This window comes from Mucilaginibacter aquariorum (assembly GCF_024498135.1).
GTDB classification, from domain to species: Bacteria; Bacteroidota; Bacteroidia; order Sphingobacteriales; family Sphingobacteriaceae; genus Mucilaginibacter; species Mucilaginibacter aquariorum.
Genome location: NZ_JANHOH010000006.1, coordinates 124,888 through 141,827, shown reverse-complemented (window position 1 = coordinate 141,827; position 16,940 = coordinate 124,888). Strand labels below are relative to the sequence as shown.

14 protein-coding genes are annotated in these 16,940 nt (G+C 42.4%); 6 read left to right on the top strand and 8 right to left on the bottom strand.

Annotated features, from left to right (window positions below):
• Positions 1–176: 176 nt before the first annotated feature.
• The 4 genes from NPE20_RS19590 to NPE20_RS19575 all read left to right on the top strand — a co-directional run bounded on the left by NPE20_RS19590 (position 177) and on the right by NPE20_RS19575 (position 3,350).
• The gene (locus NPE20_RS19590) at positions 177–1,484 is read left to right on the top strand and encodes a gluconate:H+ symporter (RefSeq protein WP_256540396.1); all 1,308 of its coding nucleotides are present in this window, start codon (positions 177–179) and stop codon (positions 1,482–1,484) included.
• A 4-nt stretch (positions 1,485–1,488) separates the two neighbouring features.
• Positions 1,489–2,286, top strand: coding sequence for an alpha/beta fold hydrolase (locus tag NPE20_RS19585; protein WP_256540395.1), 798 nt, complete (start codon positions 1,489–1,491; stop codon positions 2,284–2,286).
• A 97-nt stretch (positions 2,287–2,383) separates the two neighbouring features.
• Positions 2,384–2,707, top strand: coding sequence for a YMGG-like glycine zipper-containing protein (locus tag NPE20_RS19580; RefSeq protein ID WP_256540394.1), 324 nt, complete (start codon positions 2,384–2,386; stop codon positions 2,705–2,707).
• Positions 2,708–2,990: 283 nt separating this feature from the next.
• Entirely contained in the window at positions 2,991–3,350 is a 360-nt protein-coding gene (locus NPE20_RS19575; protein WP_256540393.1) for a response regulator transcription factor, read from the top strand.
• Between the two features lie 466 nt (positions 3,351–3,816).
• Here NPE20_RS19575 and dnaK read toward each other — a convergent pair whose 3' ends face one another.
• From dnaK to NPE20_RS19560, 3 genes are all read right to left on the bottom strand, one after another.
• Positions 3,817–5,727, bottom strand: coding sequence for a molecular chaperone DnaK (gene dnaK / locus NPE20_RS19570; RefSeq protein WP_256540392.1), 1,911 nt, complete (start codon positions 5,725–5,727; stop codon positions 3,817–3,819).
• 249 nt (positions 5,728–5,976) lie between these two features.
• Positions 5,977–7,050 carry a hypothetical protein gene (locus NPE20_RS19565; protein WP_256540391.1) on the bottom strand — a complete coding sequence of 358 codons (1,074 nt, stop codon included), beginning with the start codon at positions 7,048–7,050 and terminating at the stop codon, positions 5,977–5,979.
• A 107-nt stretch (positions 7,051–7,157) separates the two neighbouring features.
• Positions 7,158–8,297, bottom strand: a complete 1,140-nt coding sequence (locus NPE20_RS19560) for a helix-turn-helix domain-containing protein (RefSeq protein WP_256540390.1) — start codon at positions 8,295–8,297, stop codon at positions 7,158–7,160.
• 204 nt (positions 8,298–8,501) lie between these two features.
• Here NPE20_RS19560 and NPE20_RS19555 point away from each other — a divergent pair, with 204 nt between their 5' ends.
• A complete protein-coding gene (locus NPE20_RS19555; RefSeq protein ID WP_256540389.1) occupies positions 8,502–9,026 on the top strand; it encodes a GNAT family N-acetyltransferase in 525 nt (174 codons plus the stop codon).
• 41 nt (positions 9,027–9,067) lie between these two features.
• Here NPE20_RS19555 and ispG read toward each other — a convergent pair whose 3' ends face one another.
• The gene (ispG, locus tag NPE20_RS19550) at positions 9,068–11,092 is read right to left on the bottom strand and encodes a (E)-4-hydroxy-3-methylbut-2-enyl-diphosphate synthase (RefSeq protein ID WP_256540388.1); all 2,025 of its coding nucleotides are present in this window, start codon (positions 11,090–11,092) and stop codon (positions 9,068–9,070) included.
• A 103-nt stretch (positions 11,093–11,195) separates the two neighbouring features.
• Here ispG and NPE20_RS19545 point away from each other — a divergent pair, with 103 nt between their 5' ends.
• A complete protein-coding gene (locus NPE20_RS19545) occupies positions 11,196–12,023 on the top strand; it encodes a hypothetical protein (RefSeq protein WP_256540387.1) in 828 nt (275 codons plus the stop codon).
• Between the two features lies 1 nt (position 12,024).
• On the opposite strand, the gene NPE20_RS19540 is transcribed toward NPE20_RS19545, so the two are convergent.
• From NPE20_RS19540 to NPE20_RS19525, 4 genes are all read right to left on the bottom strand, one after another.
• Positions 12,025–12,885, bottom strand: coding sequence for an NAD(P)-dependent oxidoreductase (locus NPE20_RS19540; RefSeq protein WP_256540386.1), 861 nt, complete (start codon positions 12,883–12,885; stop codon positions 12,025–12,027).
• Between the two features lie 3 nt (positions 12,886–12,888).
• The gene (locus NPE20_RS19535; protein WP_256540385.1) at positions 12,889–13,878 is read right to left on the bottom strand and encodes a phosphotransferase; all 990 of its coding nucleotides are present in this window, start codon (positions 13,876–13,878) and stop codon (positions 12,889–12,891) included.
• Positions 13,879–13,952: 74 nt separating this feature from the next.
• Positions 13,953–15,284 carry a TldD/PmbA family protein gene (locus NPE20_RS19530; protein ID WP_256540384.1) on the bottom strand — a complete coding sequence of 444 codons (1,332 nt, stop codon included), beginning with the start codon at positions 15,282–15,284 and terminating at the stop codon, positions 13,953–13,955.
• Between the two features lie 3 nt (positions 15,285–15,287).
• The gene (locus NPE20_RS19525; RefSeq protein WP_256540383.1) at positions 15,288–16,925 is read right to left on the bottom strand and encodes a TldD/PmbA family protein; all 1,638 of its coding nucleotides are present in this window, start codon (positions 16,923–16,925) and stop codon (positions 15,288–15,290) included.
• Positions 16,926–16,940 lie beyond the last annotated feature (15 nt).

Here is a 16,940-nt window from a genome sequence, read left to right as displayed (position 1 = left end):
CGCAAAGAAAATTGCTGCGCTCTCGTGTAATGAAGATACAATCCTCAATGTTCTCTGTGGTTAATCTATTCAATCGGTTAAAATCTATTTACCCCTATGTCATTTAATGTTATTACTTTAGGTGCACCGGCTTCCCGGTATAAATACTAATTATAAACTTCTGAATCTAAAAAACTATGCTGGTTATATCGTTCTGTATAGTATTGCTCATACTTTTGGTTAGCTGGGCAAAAGTGAACCCTTTTTTAGCTTTCCTGTTAGTTTCCATTGCCGCGGGTTTAATGCTGGGCATCCCTGTTAACAAGGTTACCGCATCGGTACAAAAAGGCATGGGCGATATTTTGGGGCAACTGCTTATTATTATTTGCCTTGGCGCTATGCTGGGGAAACTGGTTGCCGTAAGTGGTGCTGCTCAAAAAATTGCGGAAGTTTTGGTTAATGCCGTTGGCAAAAAATATATTCAATGGGCCCTGGTTGCCGCGGGTTTTATCATCGGCATCCCTCTTTTTTATGGGATAGGCTTTGTGCTAATGGTACCGCTTATATTTTCGGTAGTATATAAGTATAAATTGCCTGCGGTATATATTGGTTTGCCCATGATAGCGTCGCTATCTGTTACGCATGGCTTTTTGCCGCCGCACCCATCACCATCGGCATTAGTAGCGCTTTTTCATGCTAATATGGCCACTACCTTTATTTATGGATTGATAATAGCTATCCCGGCCATTGTTCTCGCCGGACCGGTATTCGCGCAATTCCTCAAAAAAATACCGTCAGAACCACTGGCTACCTTCCGTGCAGAAGAAATGCCTGCCGATAAATTGCCGAGTGGCTTTATTAGTTTTTTTACCGCTTTACTGCCGGTAATGCTTTTAATGCTTACCGCGTTTTTTCCATTTTTAGGCATTAAGGATGAGAAAGCCTTAAAGATCATGGCCTTTCTGGGCGACCCATCCATCGTGATGTTAATAGCCCTGATAGTGGCTACCTATACGCTTGGCATAAAACAAGGCCGTAATATGGGCCAGTTAGGGGTTAACTATATTGATGCTGTAAAAGATATATCCCTGATACTGCTTATTATAGCAGGATCGGGCGCGTTTAAAGAAGTGTTAACCACCAGTGGCGTTAGTAACGAAATTGCCAACAGCTTAAAAGCTTTTAATATGCCACCGCTTGTATTAGGCTGGGTAATAGCCGCTATTATCCGCATTAGCCTGGGTTCGGCCACTGTTGCCGGCTTAACTGCAGCAGGCATAGTATCATCATTAGTAGTAAGCGAAAATGTAAACCCTAATTTGATGGTACTATCCATTGGTGCAGGTAGCCTGGCATTCTCGCATGTAAATGATTCTGGTTTCTGGCTTTTTAAAGAGTACTTTAACCTAAGTATAAAAGATACTTTCCGCTCGTGGTCAATGATGGAGAGTTTAGTTTCTATTATCGGCTTAGGTGGTGTGTTAATTTTAAACCTATTTGTTTAATATCATGAAGAAGATATTATCAGTATTTGTTATAATCATAGCATGCACCCTTGGCTTGCATGCGCAACAACCGGAAGGCAAATTCTTTACATCTTTTGATGGTACAAAAATTTATTACGAAGTAAAAGGTGAGGGATACCCGGTGATATTGGTACATGGTTTTACCGGTACCAGCCTGGGATGGAAACACGGCTCCTTATACCCGGCTTTGCTTACCGCAGGCTTTAAAGTTATTATTCTTGACCAGCGGGGAAACGGCCTGTCGGATAAACCACATACTGATGCAGGTTATACTAATGATGCCGAAGCAAAAGATATTATGGGATTGGCAAGCAGCCTTGGCTTTAAAAATTACGACGCGGTAGGTTACTCGCGCGGTTCTATTATCACTTCAAGGTTAATAGTTTTAGATAAGCGCATCCACAAGGCTGTAATGGGCGGAATGGGTGCCGATTATACCAACCCTCAATGGCCAAGAAGGATCCATGCCTATAAAGCACTAATGGGCGATACCACCATGCATGATGTAGACGACATGATGGTTTGGATCCGCAAAAATAATTTCGATAACCTGGCGCTGGCCTATCAGCAAAAACACCAGCCATCTACCAGTAAAAAGGAATTATTTACTGTTAAAATACCGGTGTTGCTTATCGACGGAACCGAGGACACCACCAATGGCGACGTAAACGATCTGCAAAAATTAATACCGGGATCAAAGATGGTTAGCGTGCCGGGCAACCATAATACTGCAGGCAATACTGTACAGTTTGCATCGGCAATAATTGATTTTTTGAAATAAGCTTGTAAAAAAACTCTGTTCTCTTTGCTTTAAAGCTGCTTTATGATCTTCGGCTTATTATTTGCATAGGTTGTAATAGTACCAAAAGCAGATACAAATGAAAAAGTTGATCATATTTAGCAGCCTATTATTAGCATTAACATCCGGTGTGACACCTAATGCTCAGGCACAGGAAAAAAAGAAAGGCATAAGTAAACAAGGCAAGGGTGCCATAATTGGTGGTGCCGGCGGTGCAGTTGCCGGGGCCTTAATAGGTAAAAGCGTTGGCGGTGCAGTAGTTGGTGGCGCAATAGGCGCAGGTGGCGGTTATATTATAGGTAACGAAGCCCGCAGACGCGAACAAAAAAAGAAACATGCTGCATGGCTGGAGCGCCGCAGGGCATGGAAACGTGCGCACCCCGGTAAGGCATATCCTTATTAATAATATTAAAACCCGCTTTTAGCCGCGGGTTTTTTTGTTACTCAATATTAAGCTTTGTAAATAGCCTGTACGGTAATATATAATTTATGTTTCTCTACTATTAAGAGAAAAATTCCCTTGTAATATTTCTTTATAATATAATTATATTATACTACATTTGATTAACGGCCAATCAAAATTCTAATACATTATATACCGAGCCCTTACACCGTTCCTGAGTACATTTTTTTACGCTACTTCAATACCCCTAAGTTGCTATTTAGTTTAATTGATTAACCTGTTTATGTTGAAGCGTATTTTAGTATTGGATGACAACCAGGATATTCTTGACATTGTTCATGAGACCCTGACCTACGAAAATTTCGAGGTGAAAAGCACCGGCGAAAGCGATAATGTTATGCCCCTGTTAGAAGCTTTTGAGCCAGACCTGGTTATACTGGATTACCGGGTAGCCGGCCAAAATGGTGGCGAGCTTTGCCGCTCCATAAAATCACACCCTAAATTCAACAACGTGCCGGTTATTATATTTTCGGCCTATATTAATCGCGAGTCTGACCTGTTTGCTTACGGATGTGATGCCATTATTGACAAACCATTTGATTTAACCGAGTTGGTTGAGAAGGTGAATAATTTGATAAGTTAGGTTATCTTTGGCCAGATAACAATGCGATGCTTTTTTTTAAAGTAATATATTTCCACATCTACAATTTATATTATAGAGATGGCCATTACACTAATGATATACCTTGGCTTACAGCCTATGGGATTACAGCAAGTTCGTTTACTTGCCTTTTAATTTCGTTAATAGCCACATTTTATTCTGTAATAACAGATTTGCGAATATCAAAGGTTAATTGTCTAATAGGTTTCATATCGAGTTTAGTTATCTTTTATTTTATTTATCTCAACAAATCTAACTACGACAACATATACAACCAGGTAAAAGGCTCTAAGTGGGATACTAAATCTGTTAGAGTTATTACTTATCTTATAATAGCTATAGGTTTTGCTTCAGCAGGATTATATTCCTATTTATTTAACCGCAAATAATTTATCATAAAAAAGGCCGGTACAAATTGTACCGGCCTTTTCATTATATATAGGGCTGATTATTTTACTTCTTCGAAGTCAACATCTGTTACGTTATCAGCACCGCCTGCCTGTTGACCATCACCTGCAGCCTGACCTGCGTCAGCACCCGGTTGTTGACCACCATCAGCAGATGCTTTGTACATATCTTCAGATGCAGCAGTCCATGCAGCATTTAATTCTTCCTGTGCAGGCTCAATAGCTGCAAGGTCTTTAGCAGAATACGCGGCTTTCAATTTCTCTAAGCCAGCTTCGATAGCGCCTTTTTTGTCGGCAGGGATCTTATCACCGTATTCTTTTAATTGTTTTTCGGTGCTAAAGATAAGGGCATCAGCAGAGTTCAGTTTTTCAACTTCTTCTTTTGCTTTTTGATCCGCTTCAGCGTTAGCTTCAGCTTCGTCCTTCATCTTTTTGATCTCAGCATCAGTTAAGCCGGATGATGCTTCGATACGGATCTTTTGCTCTTTACCTGTAGCTTTATCTTTTGCAGATACATGTAATATACCGTTTGCATCAATATCGAATGTTACTTCAACCTGAGGCACACCGCGAGGTGCTGGTGGTATACCATCCAGGTGGAAACGGCCTATAGTACGGTTACCCGCTGCCATTGGACGCTCACCCTGTAATATGTGGATCTCAACAGATGGCTGGCTATCAGACGCGGTTGAGAATGTTTCTGATTTTTTAGTTGGTATAGTTGTGTTAGACTCAATTAATTTTGTCATTACACCACCCATAGTTTCGATACCTAATGATAACGGGGTAACGTCTAACAACAATACATCTTTAACTTCGCCGGTTAACACACCACCTTGTATAGCTGCACCAATAGCAACAACTTCATCCGGGTTAACACCTTTTGATGGCGCTTTACCAAAGAATTTTTGTACTGCTTCCTGTATAGCCGGGATACGGGTTGAACCACCTACCAATATGATCTCGTCGATATCTGAAGTGCTGTAACCTGCATTTTTCAAAGCAGTTTTACAAGGCTCAATAGTACGTTTGATCAGGCTATCAGCTAATTGCTCAAATTTTGCACGGGTTAAAGTTTTAACCAAGTGTTTTGGGCCTTCTGCACCAGCAGTGATGTATGGTAAGTTAATTTCTGTTTGAGTTGAGCTTGATAATTCAATCTTAGCTTTCTCTGCAGATTCTTTTAAGCGTTGCAAAGCCATTGGATCTTTACGCAGATCAACACCTTCGTCACTCTTAAACTCATCAGCCATCCAGTCAATAATAACCTGGTCAAAGTCATCACCACCTAAGTGAGTATCACCATCAGTTGATTTTACTTCGAAAACGCCATCGCCCAACTCCAGTACAGATACGTCATGCGTACCACCACCACAGTCAAAAACAGCAATTTTCATATCCTTATGTGCTTTATCCAAACCATAGGCAAGGGCAGCAGCAGTAGGCTCGTTTATAATACGGCGAACTTTTAAACCAGCAATTTCACCGGCTTCTTTAGTTGCCTGGCGTTGTGCATCGTTAAAATAAGCCGGAACGGTAATAACCGCTTCAGTAACTTCAGTTCCCAAAAAGTCTTCAGCAGTTTTCTTCATTTTTTGAAGGATCATCGCTGAAATTTCTTGCGGGGTATATTTACGATCGCCAATTTCAACACGTGGGGTGTTATTGTCGCCTTTAACTACTTTATAAGGTACACGGCCAACTTCTTGTGTAACTTCGTTGAAGTTGTTACCCATGAAGCGCTTTATAGAATAAATAGTTTTTGTAGGGTTTGTAATTGCCTGGCGTTTTGCCGGGTCGCCCACTTTACGCTCACCGTCGTTAACAAAAGCTACAACAGAAGGCGTAGTACGTTTTCCCTCGCTGTTAGCAATAACTACAGGTTCGTTACCTTCCATTACTGATACGCAGGAGTTTGTTGTTCCTAAGTCAATTCCAATTATTTTAGACATATTATGATTTATTTTTTTCTTGATAATTAATGCTTACTTAGCTATTTATCAATGCCTGTGCCAATATGCATTTGGCAGGAAAAATAATGGTAGGGTGTCAGTTAAGTTACAAACCGTCAGGCTAACTTACTTTGCGGTGACATGTTGGCAGGAATTAGTGATCAGAGGTTAGGACTATTAGTAACTCCAAATAATGAGACGAGTCGCAAGGTCCTTTTCAAGAAACCCTGCGACGACGAAAAACATTATTCAATTATTTACCGGGGCTACCCTTTCCATCTCAATCCTCAATTCCTTACTACCCATTTTTCCAACAAGCGTTTTCATTTCGCCATTGCCGGGAGTGATGGTGGCTGTAAGCGTATCTTTCATGGGGTAATGAAATGCTACAGTAATCTGTTTGGTTTCCGGGTTGTATGTGTACCCGCCAATTACTTTGTTGCGGTAATCGGGGTAGCCCAAAACAAGGTCGTAGCGGTCAATAAATACATGAGCGAGCACGCTATCGCGGCAGGGTGGCTGGGTTTGATCGGTGTTGTTTATGAAAACACGCTTCACTTCATATTTACCGGTTATTTCGGTGTAGTTGGTTTGGTAATGATGCATGGATAAGGCAAGCGCGGGTATAATAATTACCGATGCTTTTACTGCATAACCAACCCATTGCCCGCGGAAGTTATACAATGGAGCGTTACCTTTAGCGATAAGGAAGAATTCCACAAGGCGGCGGTACTCCAACAGGATGAGGTATATTACGGCAAGCAACTCGAGGGCAACGTATACCTGTACCAATAAGTTGAGGTAATAGAGATCAAGCAACATAATATTCAGCAGCATGGGCAACAACATAAAAGCGCCCACCAATCGGGTTTTGCGGAATAGCAGCAGCGCGCCGCCAAGAATTTCGAGCGAGGCTATAATATTTACCATAGAATGGTAGCGCCCCATGAATGCCCACATCAGCATTTCGTTAGGTATGGCTGTAAAAGGGTCGTCGAGCATACCGAGTGGCACGTAAAATTGCTGGTGGCAAAATTTCTGACAACCAAACATCATCATATCCAGCGCGAGGGTATAGCGCACGGCGTTTTGCCAAAAAGCGGTATAATTGGTAACATCGATAGCACCCTTTGTGGCTTTGCTTTTCCAAACAAAAGTCAGCATTAAAACAGTAAGCAAATAAATAAGCACTATGCCATACAATACCAGCGGCGATATATCCTCACCTAAGGCAATACGGGTGGCGCGAGTAAAAACAATAGCGCCTAATACGGCAGCAATAAAAGCCGCCCAGGCAAGGGGTGAAAAAGGTTTACGTTCCATAATACATTGTGTTTATTAGTTGCACAATGTTAGGCGAATGGGTAATGCGGGTCGTTCGGGATTATCCAAACGAACGTGTTTAGGTCTTCGACAGGCTCAGACTGACATTAAGCCCGGACTGATACATCGATCGAAAAGGAATCCTTACCTTTCATAAACTCACTCGGCGACAAGCCCGTTTCCTTTTTAAATGCTGTATTAAAAGTAGTTTTTGAATTGAAGCCGGCGCTATAAGCAATGCCCAATAAATTAAGGTGGTGGTGTTTGTCTGAAAGCATCAGTTGCTTGGCCTCCTGCACCCGGCAGGCATTTACAAACTGAAAAAAGCTGATGCCGATAACATCATTCAGCAGGTAAGAAAGATCATGTGTTGACATATCCATTTCTTTTGCCAGTTGGGGCAGGCTCAGCTCATTGTCCAGGTACACTTTTTCAGTTTGCATTAAATGCTCTAACTGCATTTTAAGTTGTGTGGATTGTTCTTCTGTCAATCTTTGTTTAACCGACTTGCTTTCGGGTTTTATTACTTCGGCTATTTGTTCCAGTTCGGGTTGTTCAAAGGGGTATACTTCTTTTTGGGCCAGTAGGTAATAACCCATAAAAAGCGTGCCCGCCAGATACAGGATCGGTGTACTGACAGTTATCCAATGCATTTGTAGTATTTGTGCGGCAAGCCAGGTTACGATGATAAAAGCAATGCCTATCAACATATACCTTAACCAGTTAAGATTAACAGCTTCGGTATTAGAATTAACAAGGCGGATGTTTTTCTGATGCCGGTTAAGTTTAGCCCATGCCAGCACCCAATAAACCAATAATTGCAGTTGCACTGCAACAGCCATAAGCAGTGCTAATGCCCTCCCTATAACCGCGGGCAGATGGAAGAACTGATGACCTGTACTAAACGCGATAATGTAAACCGCAAATAGTGCGAAGGGTATAAAGTGCAAGTATTCCCTTCGTTTTAAAACTTTATCCGGCGATGTAAAATGTAGAATACTGAGATACAATGCAGGGGCAATAATAAACCGGGAAAGTTCATTAAATATGATAAGTTGCTTGTATTGCGCTTCGGCACCTGCCTTATAAATGATAGCATTCAGCACCATACATCCTGCCGAGAACATAAAAAGGCCGAACCACCGGTTAGCGGTGATATTTAATTTGGTTGGATTAAAAAACGAGACAAGCGTTAACAGAAAGAAGCTAACACAGATGACATTATATATAACGAGCTGAATGGTCATTAAAAATAAAATTACTAATTGATATTAATATCTGCATTATATTTGTGCCAACATAAAATACAGCCTCTGTTATTTAACACCCTAAACAGGCATATTACACTGCCTGGAATTGTATAACAAACAGCCTGCCGCAAGGGCTGTAAAACCCCACCACTTAAATAAGTGGACTAAAATTCTATTGTTATACAAATTAAAGATCACACAATGTTTTTTATCGAATCTGAACGGTTACGACTAATACCGTTAACACATACGCAGCTTTTGTTATGGAAAGAAAGTCGCGAAAAAATGGAACTATCAATGGGATTAAATCCTTCGAATATGCTTATCGACCCTTTCTGGGAAGCAGAGGTGGCCGACGCATTAGAGAATTGGTTTATCCCCAAAACCTTGCTTTACCCGGATAAATTTGAGTGGTACACCAACTGGGAGGCGGTTTTAAAAACCGATAATATAAGTATTGGAGGGATTGGAATTGGCTACCCCGATGAGAATGGCGAGGCTATAACCGGCTACTCGTTTGACCAAAACCACCAAAACAAGGGTTACGCTACCGAAGCCTTGAAACGCATTTGCGAATGGGGATTTATCAACGCCGATGTAAAAACCATTTGGGCCGATACCGGCGCGGATAATTATCCTTCGCAAAGAATACTGATAAAGGCGGGCTTTAAGCAAATCTCTGTTAATGACGAAGGGCGCTTTATTTTTAAGCTGCCGCGAACATAATATAAAACAACAAAGCCCGCAAATTTGCGGGCTTTGTTGTTTTATTCGGCCGGCTCTATCCAGTTGCCATCACCCTTAATGATCCCGATGAGTTCATCTAAAGCATTTGCAGAGCTAATATTTTTTTTCACGGCTTCCTTACCACGATAAAGAGTCACCTTATCAGTACCCGAGCCCACGTAACCATAATCGGCATCGGCCATTTCGCCGGGGCCATTTACAATGCAGCCCATAATACCAATTTTTAACCCTTTTAAATGACTTGTTCGACTGCGGATCATCTGCGTGGTGATCATCAGATCGAACAAGGTACGGCCACAGCTTGGGCAGGAAATATATTCTGTTTTGGAAATGCGCGAGCGGGTTGCCTGCAGTATGCCAAAAGCGGTTGAAGTAATAACGTTTGTCGCTACCTGCGGTGCATCTATCCAGATGCCGTCTCCAAAACCATCAACAAGCAAAGCACCCAGATCGGTAGCAGCGTAAAGTTGTAAATTAGTAGTGAGGTCAGTTTGTCCATGGTCCATGCTCGATGGTCCATGGTCTGCGAAAGCATAACTCCGTTTCATTATCACAGGCACATCCAGCTCCATTTCCTGTAATTTGAGGAAAAAGGCACGCTGATCTGCCATGCCATGGCCTTCGTCTGTTTCCAGTACAAAAACCAATGTTTTATCTAAAGGGATTAATCCAAATGCTTCCGAATCCAGATCAGCATTTTTTATACGAACAAGGTTTAAGGCTGATGTACGATTATCCGCAGAAACATACTCATCTAAAGTAAATACCGGATGGCAAAGCGTTTTGTTAGTGAGCTTTTGCCAGGTTGGGTAGTTATATAATTGCTTTAAATTACCCGGCAACTCAAATGATGGCAAGCTATCGCCCAGGTAAACAAAATCTACCGATTGCTCGGCCATATTATATTTATCCAGCAAGGGCGAGTACAGGTATCCCGCATCACTCAGTACCGCAGGGTCTTTTAGATTAGCCCGCGACAGATCAACCACTACCCTTGGCACCATATGTCCGCCTATAAAAGCGTTCGCTTCGTAGGTTTCACGTTTTTTATATTCGTATGGGGAATGGTGCGGGTTTTGAGGATCGAGGTGCGAGGTGATTTTCCCCTCTTCGCTCTTCGCTCCTGCAACTTCACTCCTCATAATATATCTTTTCACCAGCGCAATTGCAACAGGCGCTTCGGCTTCCGGCTCTTCGGTTAGGGATACACGAACGGTATCGCCAAGGCCATCTTCCAGTAAAGTACCAATACCAACGGCAGATTTAATGCGGCCATCTTCTCCATCCCCGGCTTCTGTTACGCCCAAATGCAGCGGATAGTTCATACCCTCGGCAGCCATAGTTTGTACCAATAAACGGTAGGCCTGCACCATTACCTGCGGGTTACTGCTTTTCATGCTTACCACCAAACTGTAATAGCCCAGTGTTTCGCACATGCGGATAAACTCCATAGCGCTTTCTACCATCCCTTGCGGGGTATCGCCATAACGGCTCATAATACGGTCGCTCAGCGAACCATGGTTAGTACCGATACGCATGGCAGTACCGTATTCCTTGCAAATTTTTACCAATGGAGTGAATTTTTGGAAGATGCGTTCCAGTTCTCCCTGGTATTCAGGGTCGGTATAATCTAAAGTATCAAATTTCTTTTTATCGGCATAGTTACCCGGATTAACACGTACCTTTTCAACAATACGGGCAGCTACCTCGGCAGCGTTTGGGGTAAAGTGTATATCGGCAACCAGGGGCACATTATATCCGCGCAGGCGCAATTGTTTTTTTATTTCGGCAAGGTTGTTGGCTTCCTTAATACTGGGCGCGGTAATACGAACATACTCGCAGCCAGCGTCAACCATGCGGATAGATTGCTCAACCGTACCTATGGTATCCATGGTATCGGTAGTGGTCATGCTTTGGATGCGGATAGGGTTACTTCCGCCCATTGGCACATCGCCAATAGCAACCTCGCGGGTCACAAAACGGGAATATTCAGTTAGTGAATTACAGTAACGGCCTTGCAGCATCTTAATGGCATCAGCATTCATGCACGGGTGGAATTGATAAGATGCAAAAATACGAAAGAACTTTGAAGTTAAAACGTTGTTATCAGGTCATAATTAACTATCTTAGGAATAATAATACACTTCCATGAAAAGAATTAGCTACCTCCTACTTATACTAAGTATATTCCTATCGTGTAAAAGTAAAACCGGTGATAATGACCAGGATACCACCGCTGCCGGCAAACCGCTCGACCAAACACAGGCTTTGCTGCAACAGTTTAAACCATTGATAAATGGCGTGTGGATTAAGAAAGACTACATTAAAAAAGTTAAAAAGAGCAAATCGCCACTGGAAGCCGTTGATAAAGGCAAGGGCATTACCGTTATGTATATTGATACCGCCCAGCTTAAAGGGGACAGTATAATGGTGCCCATAATTTTAAATAACCACGAGGGCAGCACCGTTGCTTTAAGGTTTCAATCGGGCAAAAACACAACTACTATTGAGTTTGGTGATGATGAACTAAGTTACAAAGTAAAAAACGATGATACTACCCTTATCATCTATAACTATAATTCGCAAACTAAAGAAACTACTACTACGCAATATATAAGAGCGTTGCAACCCAAGCCTGCTGATGGCTTAGCTTCAGCTATGAACTACATGATCAACCATGCCATGCTATCGGGAAAATACCAAGGGACCGATGCTACAGGTAAAAAGATCAGCGCTGTATTTTATGACAACGGGAAGGTATCGGGTTTAGCCGGGCTTACCACCTACTACATTCAAAACGATTTAATAGTAGCCTCCGAGCGCAGCGGCCATGATCAGATCATATTTAATTTGAATACCAAAGATCAAAAGGTTTACTCGTTCATTATCAATAAAAGGACTTTAACCCTTTACAACGATGCCGAACAAATTAAATCTAACAAGCCCTCCTACACTTTAAAAAAGAAAAGGGAGTAATTTATTTAGAAGTATCCAGGTACTTATAAATCGCTATCAGGTCTTCGTCGCCAAACCGTTGCTGGGCATCCTCAAAAGTTTTTAATGCGGTTTGGCCTAATGGCGTATTAAGGCCAATATCCCTCGATAACTGCAGATCTTTCACTATATTTTTCAGACTGAACGCTGCCTTAAAATTGTTGTTGATAATAGAATCGCCCTTTAGTTTGGTGTATGGATTAGCAATAGCGGCATTCCCTAAAAGGTTCAATAACGTTTCGGGTTGTATCCCGTTATTTTTGGCGAGGATAACGGCTTCGGCTAATCCCTGGGTGTAAAAACTCAACAATGTATTTATTGCCAGTTTGGCTGCATTTCCTGTACCTATGGCGCCAACGTTTACAACCATTTTGCCCATGGTTTCCAGTACAGGTTTTACCTTTTCAAATATAGCTGCGTCGCCACCAACCATAATAACTAATTGGGCGGTTTCGGCTTGTTTAACGCTACCAGATACCGGCGCATCCAGAAAATGGTTACCCTGCTGCTTACACAACTCTGCCATCTCTTTATTTATAGCCGGCGATACCGTGCTCATATTGACGATGATCTTATCAGTAGCATAGGCACTTAGTAAACCATTTTCACCCGTAAATATTTCGCGGATGGCCTTATCATCGGTCACCATTATAATTACAACATTAGTTTGCTGCAAAAGCTCTTTTGGGGTTGATGCGGTGCCTGCGCCCTGCTCTTTTAACTCCGCTTCCTTATCCTTATGCCTGTTGTATACAGTAAGCGGGTACCCCGCCTTTAACAATCGCTGTGACATGGGGTTACCCATTAAACCAAGGCCTATCCAACCAATTTTTGTTGTGTTCATTTATTATGCTTTTAGAACCTGTTCGTCAAAATACTTTTTAACAAGTAGATTAATAAACCGTTTCAAATACGTTTCGTTTAAAAAAACATTCGACCAGCTATCAAACCGTTGGCACTGGATGCCCAGGTAAAAGAAATACAGGCTTACACCAAGTACAGGTAGCAGTCGCTTCTCTTCCGAGTTAATTTTGTTTATAGATTCATATCCATCTAAAAAGCTTTTTATTTTCTCATCCCGCTCTGTTTCTACCTTTTCGGTACTATACAGTTGCAAAATGTAATAGGCAATATCATAACACAGCCAGCCATTTCCGCAAAAATCAAAATCAAAAAAAGTAATGTCACCTTTTTTAGTGATATGTAAATTATCAAACCAGATATCCAGGTGAACGGCTCCAGTCCTCAATTCTTCAGTATTAGCCTTTTCTAATTCACCCAATAAATATTTTTGTGTCGACGCCATCCAGATCATTTCATCGGTATCAGCAGGCAGGAATTGCTTTAATCGCTCAAACGAATCTTGCAAAATCACTTGCGGCGTATAGTTAACCCGTTGCAGCTCAATTTCGTTTGTTACCTTATGTAACTGCGCCATGATTTCACCAACTTTATAGTGCAGATCGGCCGGGAAGTTAAGCATCTTTTCTCCCTCGGCATAAGAGAACAGTACGCCGTAGCGGTAACCCTCGGGCGCTTTTAATTCATGAATGTAATTACCGAGGTTATCAATTATAGGATAGGATACCGGGATACTACTGTCGCGCAGCAAATTCAACAGTCTTATTTCTTCAGAGATCTCTTCTGTTTTACGCCAGTTTAAGCTGTATATCCGGAATACATACTTTCTATCACCATCTGTAATTGAATAACTATGGTTGATACCTGTTTTTAACAATTTGCAAATCGCACTTGTGCTAAGGTCATACCTGTGCTGTAATAACAAACCAACATTTTCTGCTGATAGTGTTGAATTACTAACGGGGAAAATTTCCATGATAATAGGGTTTAACTACAAAGAAACAAAAACGCCATTGCTTTTTGCAATGGCGTTTGATATTATTTATAATTCTATACAGCGTCTGACAGGGAACTGAAGGTAAAGTCCCTTATTTTCATAGGCGGAATAAGGTAACTGCGGTAACTTTCTACGCTAATACTGCGTTCCTGTTTGCCAAGGGCTTCCAGGTTATTCAGCATAATTACGGGGCTTTCGTTAAACCTAAAATTTTTAACCGGGAACATAATTTTACCGTTTTCGATATAAAACGTACCATCGCGGGTAAGGCCTGTTAGCAGTAACGATTGTGGGTCGACCATACGAATGTACCACAACCTTGAAACCAAGATACCACGCTCGGTGCTTTTTATCAGTTCTTCTAAGGTAGCGTCGCCGCCTTCCATAATAATATTGCTTGGATTGGGAACAGGCGTTACACCTTTCTTTTGAGCCCAAAAACGCGAGTAAGAAAGATTTTTCACCACGCCCTTATCAATCCACACGGTTTTTTCGCGTGGCAAGCCGTCACCACCCCAGGTTGCACCGGGCAGGTCAGGGTTAAATGGATCAGAATAGATAGTGACTTTAGGATCCATCAATTGTTCGCCTAAGCGGGTACCACCACCTTTTTTACTTAAAAAGCTCCGGCCTTCTTCAGCGCTGCGCGCATCAAAACGGAACATATTTTCCAGCATATAAGTGGCCGCAACAGGCTCCAGTATCACTGTATATTTACCTGGTTCAATAGCCTTAGCACCAACCGAGGCATTGGCTTTCATTGTGGCCACACGGGTAGCTGATGCGGTATCCAGTTTAGATACATCGGTAAAACCACGTGCTGCGTAGCCGGATATGGTGCCACCTTCGTTACGGGTGGTAACCGAGAAGGTAACATCACTATTTTTGTTGTAAGCAAACAACCCTTTAGAGTTCATCATGGCATTAAACCCACTTGAATTTTCCAGGAAGCCTGCTGCAAACAGCTTGGCATCTTTGGTAACCTTTAAGCTTTGGCCAACCATTTCGGCACGGCTTTCGGGCGTCATGGCAGCTGTGTTAGCGTTATAAGTTATGGCTTCTTTAAATTCATTTTGGCCCAGCATTGGCATATATTCTGAATTTTCGGGTGCCAGCTGTGCCAACTCTTCCGACCGGCGTACAACGCGTTCTAAAGAAGCGTCATCAAACTGATCTATAGTAGCCGAGCCTGCTTTTTTACCATAAACAGATGTTACGCTAAGCCCAACAGTGCTGATATCGCCAGCAGTTGAAACCGCATTTAACGCATAACGTACATTACCACCTTCGCTTCCGCCAAGGTTTATTTCGCATTCGTCGGCTTTTGAATAGCTAAGCACTTTCTTTAATAAAGCCTGTGCTTGTTCTTTTGTATATATAGGCATATGTTATCCGATCTTTCTTTTTGTGTTGATTACATTAACACCGTTAAACCTTGTTGTTGATGAGCCATGCGATACCGCGCTGCTTTGGCTTGGCTGACCCTTACCATCGTTAAACGACCCACCCAAACGGTAATCATTTTTATCGCAAACTGCCGCGCAGGAGTTCCAGAATTCCTGGGTATTGGCCTGGTAGGCCACATCGTTTAGCATACCGGCAATTTTACCGTTCTTAATTTCGTAAAACAATTGCCCGCCAAACTGGAAGTTATAGCGTTGCTGATCTATAGAGAAAGAACCATCACCAATGATATAGATACCTTTCTCAACGTTTTTGATCATATCGTCAACCGCTAACGGGGTTTTGCCTGGCTGTAATGACACATTTGGCATCCGCTGAAACTGCACATCCTGCCAGCTTTGGGCATAACAGCACCCCTGAGATTCCTTAAGCCCAATAATATGGGCCTGATCGCGGATGGCCTGATAATTTACCAGTGTACCTTCTTTTATAATATCCCACTTTTTGGTGCCTACACCTTCATCATCATACCCTACAGCGCCTAATGAACCTACTTCGGTTTTATCGCCGGTTACGTTTACTTGCTTGCTGCCGAAATTAAACTTGCCCGATTTCCATTTATCCAGGGTAAGGAAACTGGTACCGGCAAAGTTGGCTTCGTAACCTAATACCCTATCCAGCTCGGTTGGGTGGCCAACAGACTCGTGAATAGTTAACCACAGGTGACTTGGATCAAGCACCAGATCGTACTTACCCGGATCTACCGTTTTGGCAGTTATTTTTTCTGCCGCCTGTTTGGTGGCAAATTTCATATCCTCCAGCATATCGTACCGCTTTTTATAACGAGGGGTTACACCTGCAATAGTTTCAGACGCCGATGGCGTTAAATATTCATAACCCATACCAACCGGCGAGCTTAAAGAGCGACGGGTTTGGAAAGAGTTTGAAGCAGAATCTATTTTTGTAACAGTAAACGACGGGAAAAGGCGATGAATATCCTGATCAATGTATGAACCGTCAGTTGAAGCAAAATATTTTTGCTCGTTCACCGCGAATATGGTTGAGTTTACAAAGTTGGCGCCACCTGCAATAGCCGATGCATTTGCACCCAGCAGCAGATCTACCTTTTCTTTGATAGGCACTTCAAAAGCATTTTTTTCGATAGGCGTTTTCCAGCTTACTTCGCCGTAACCTTTTTGCGGGGCCAGTTGTACCGGCGCGCTGCCCAGTTTGGCATTAGCTTTAGCAACAGCCACAGCACGTTGGGCGGTTTTGGCAATACCTTCTTTAGTTACCTCGTTTGTTGCGGCAAAACCCCAGCAGCCGTTAGCAATAACGCGGATACCGATACCATACGATTCAGTATTGGCAACGTTAAGCACGCGGTTTTCGCGGGTAATAACAAACTGGTTAAGGTAACGCCCGATACGCACATCCGCGTAGCTGGCTCCTGCGCTTTTAGCAGCGTTAAGTCCGGCATCGGCCAGTTCTTTTTTAATACGTACATCAACGCCCTCAAGCGCTTGTTGTACATCAATGTTTTTACCAAAGCTATCTAACGAAGGGAGCATCATAGCCCCTGCGCCAACGCCGGTTAAAAAAATAAAGTCTCTTCTTCTCAAAGTTTGTCCTCCAAA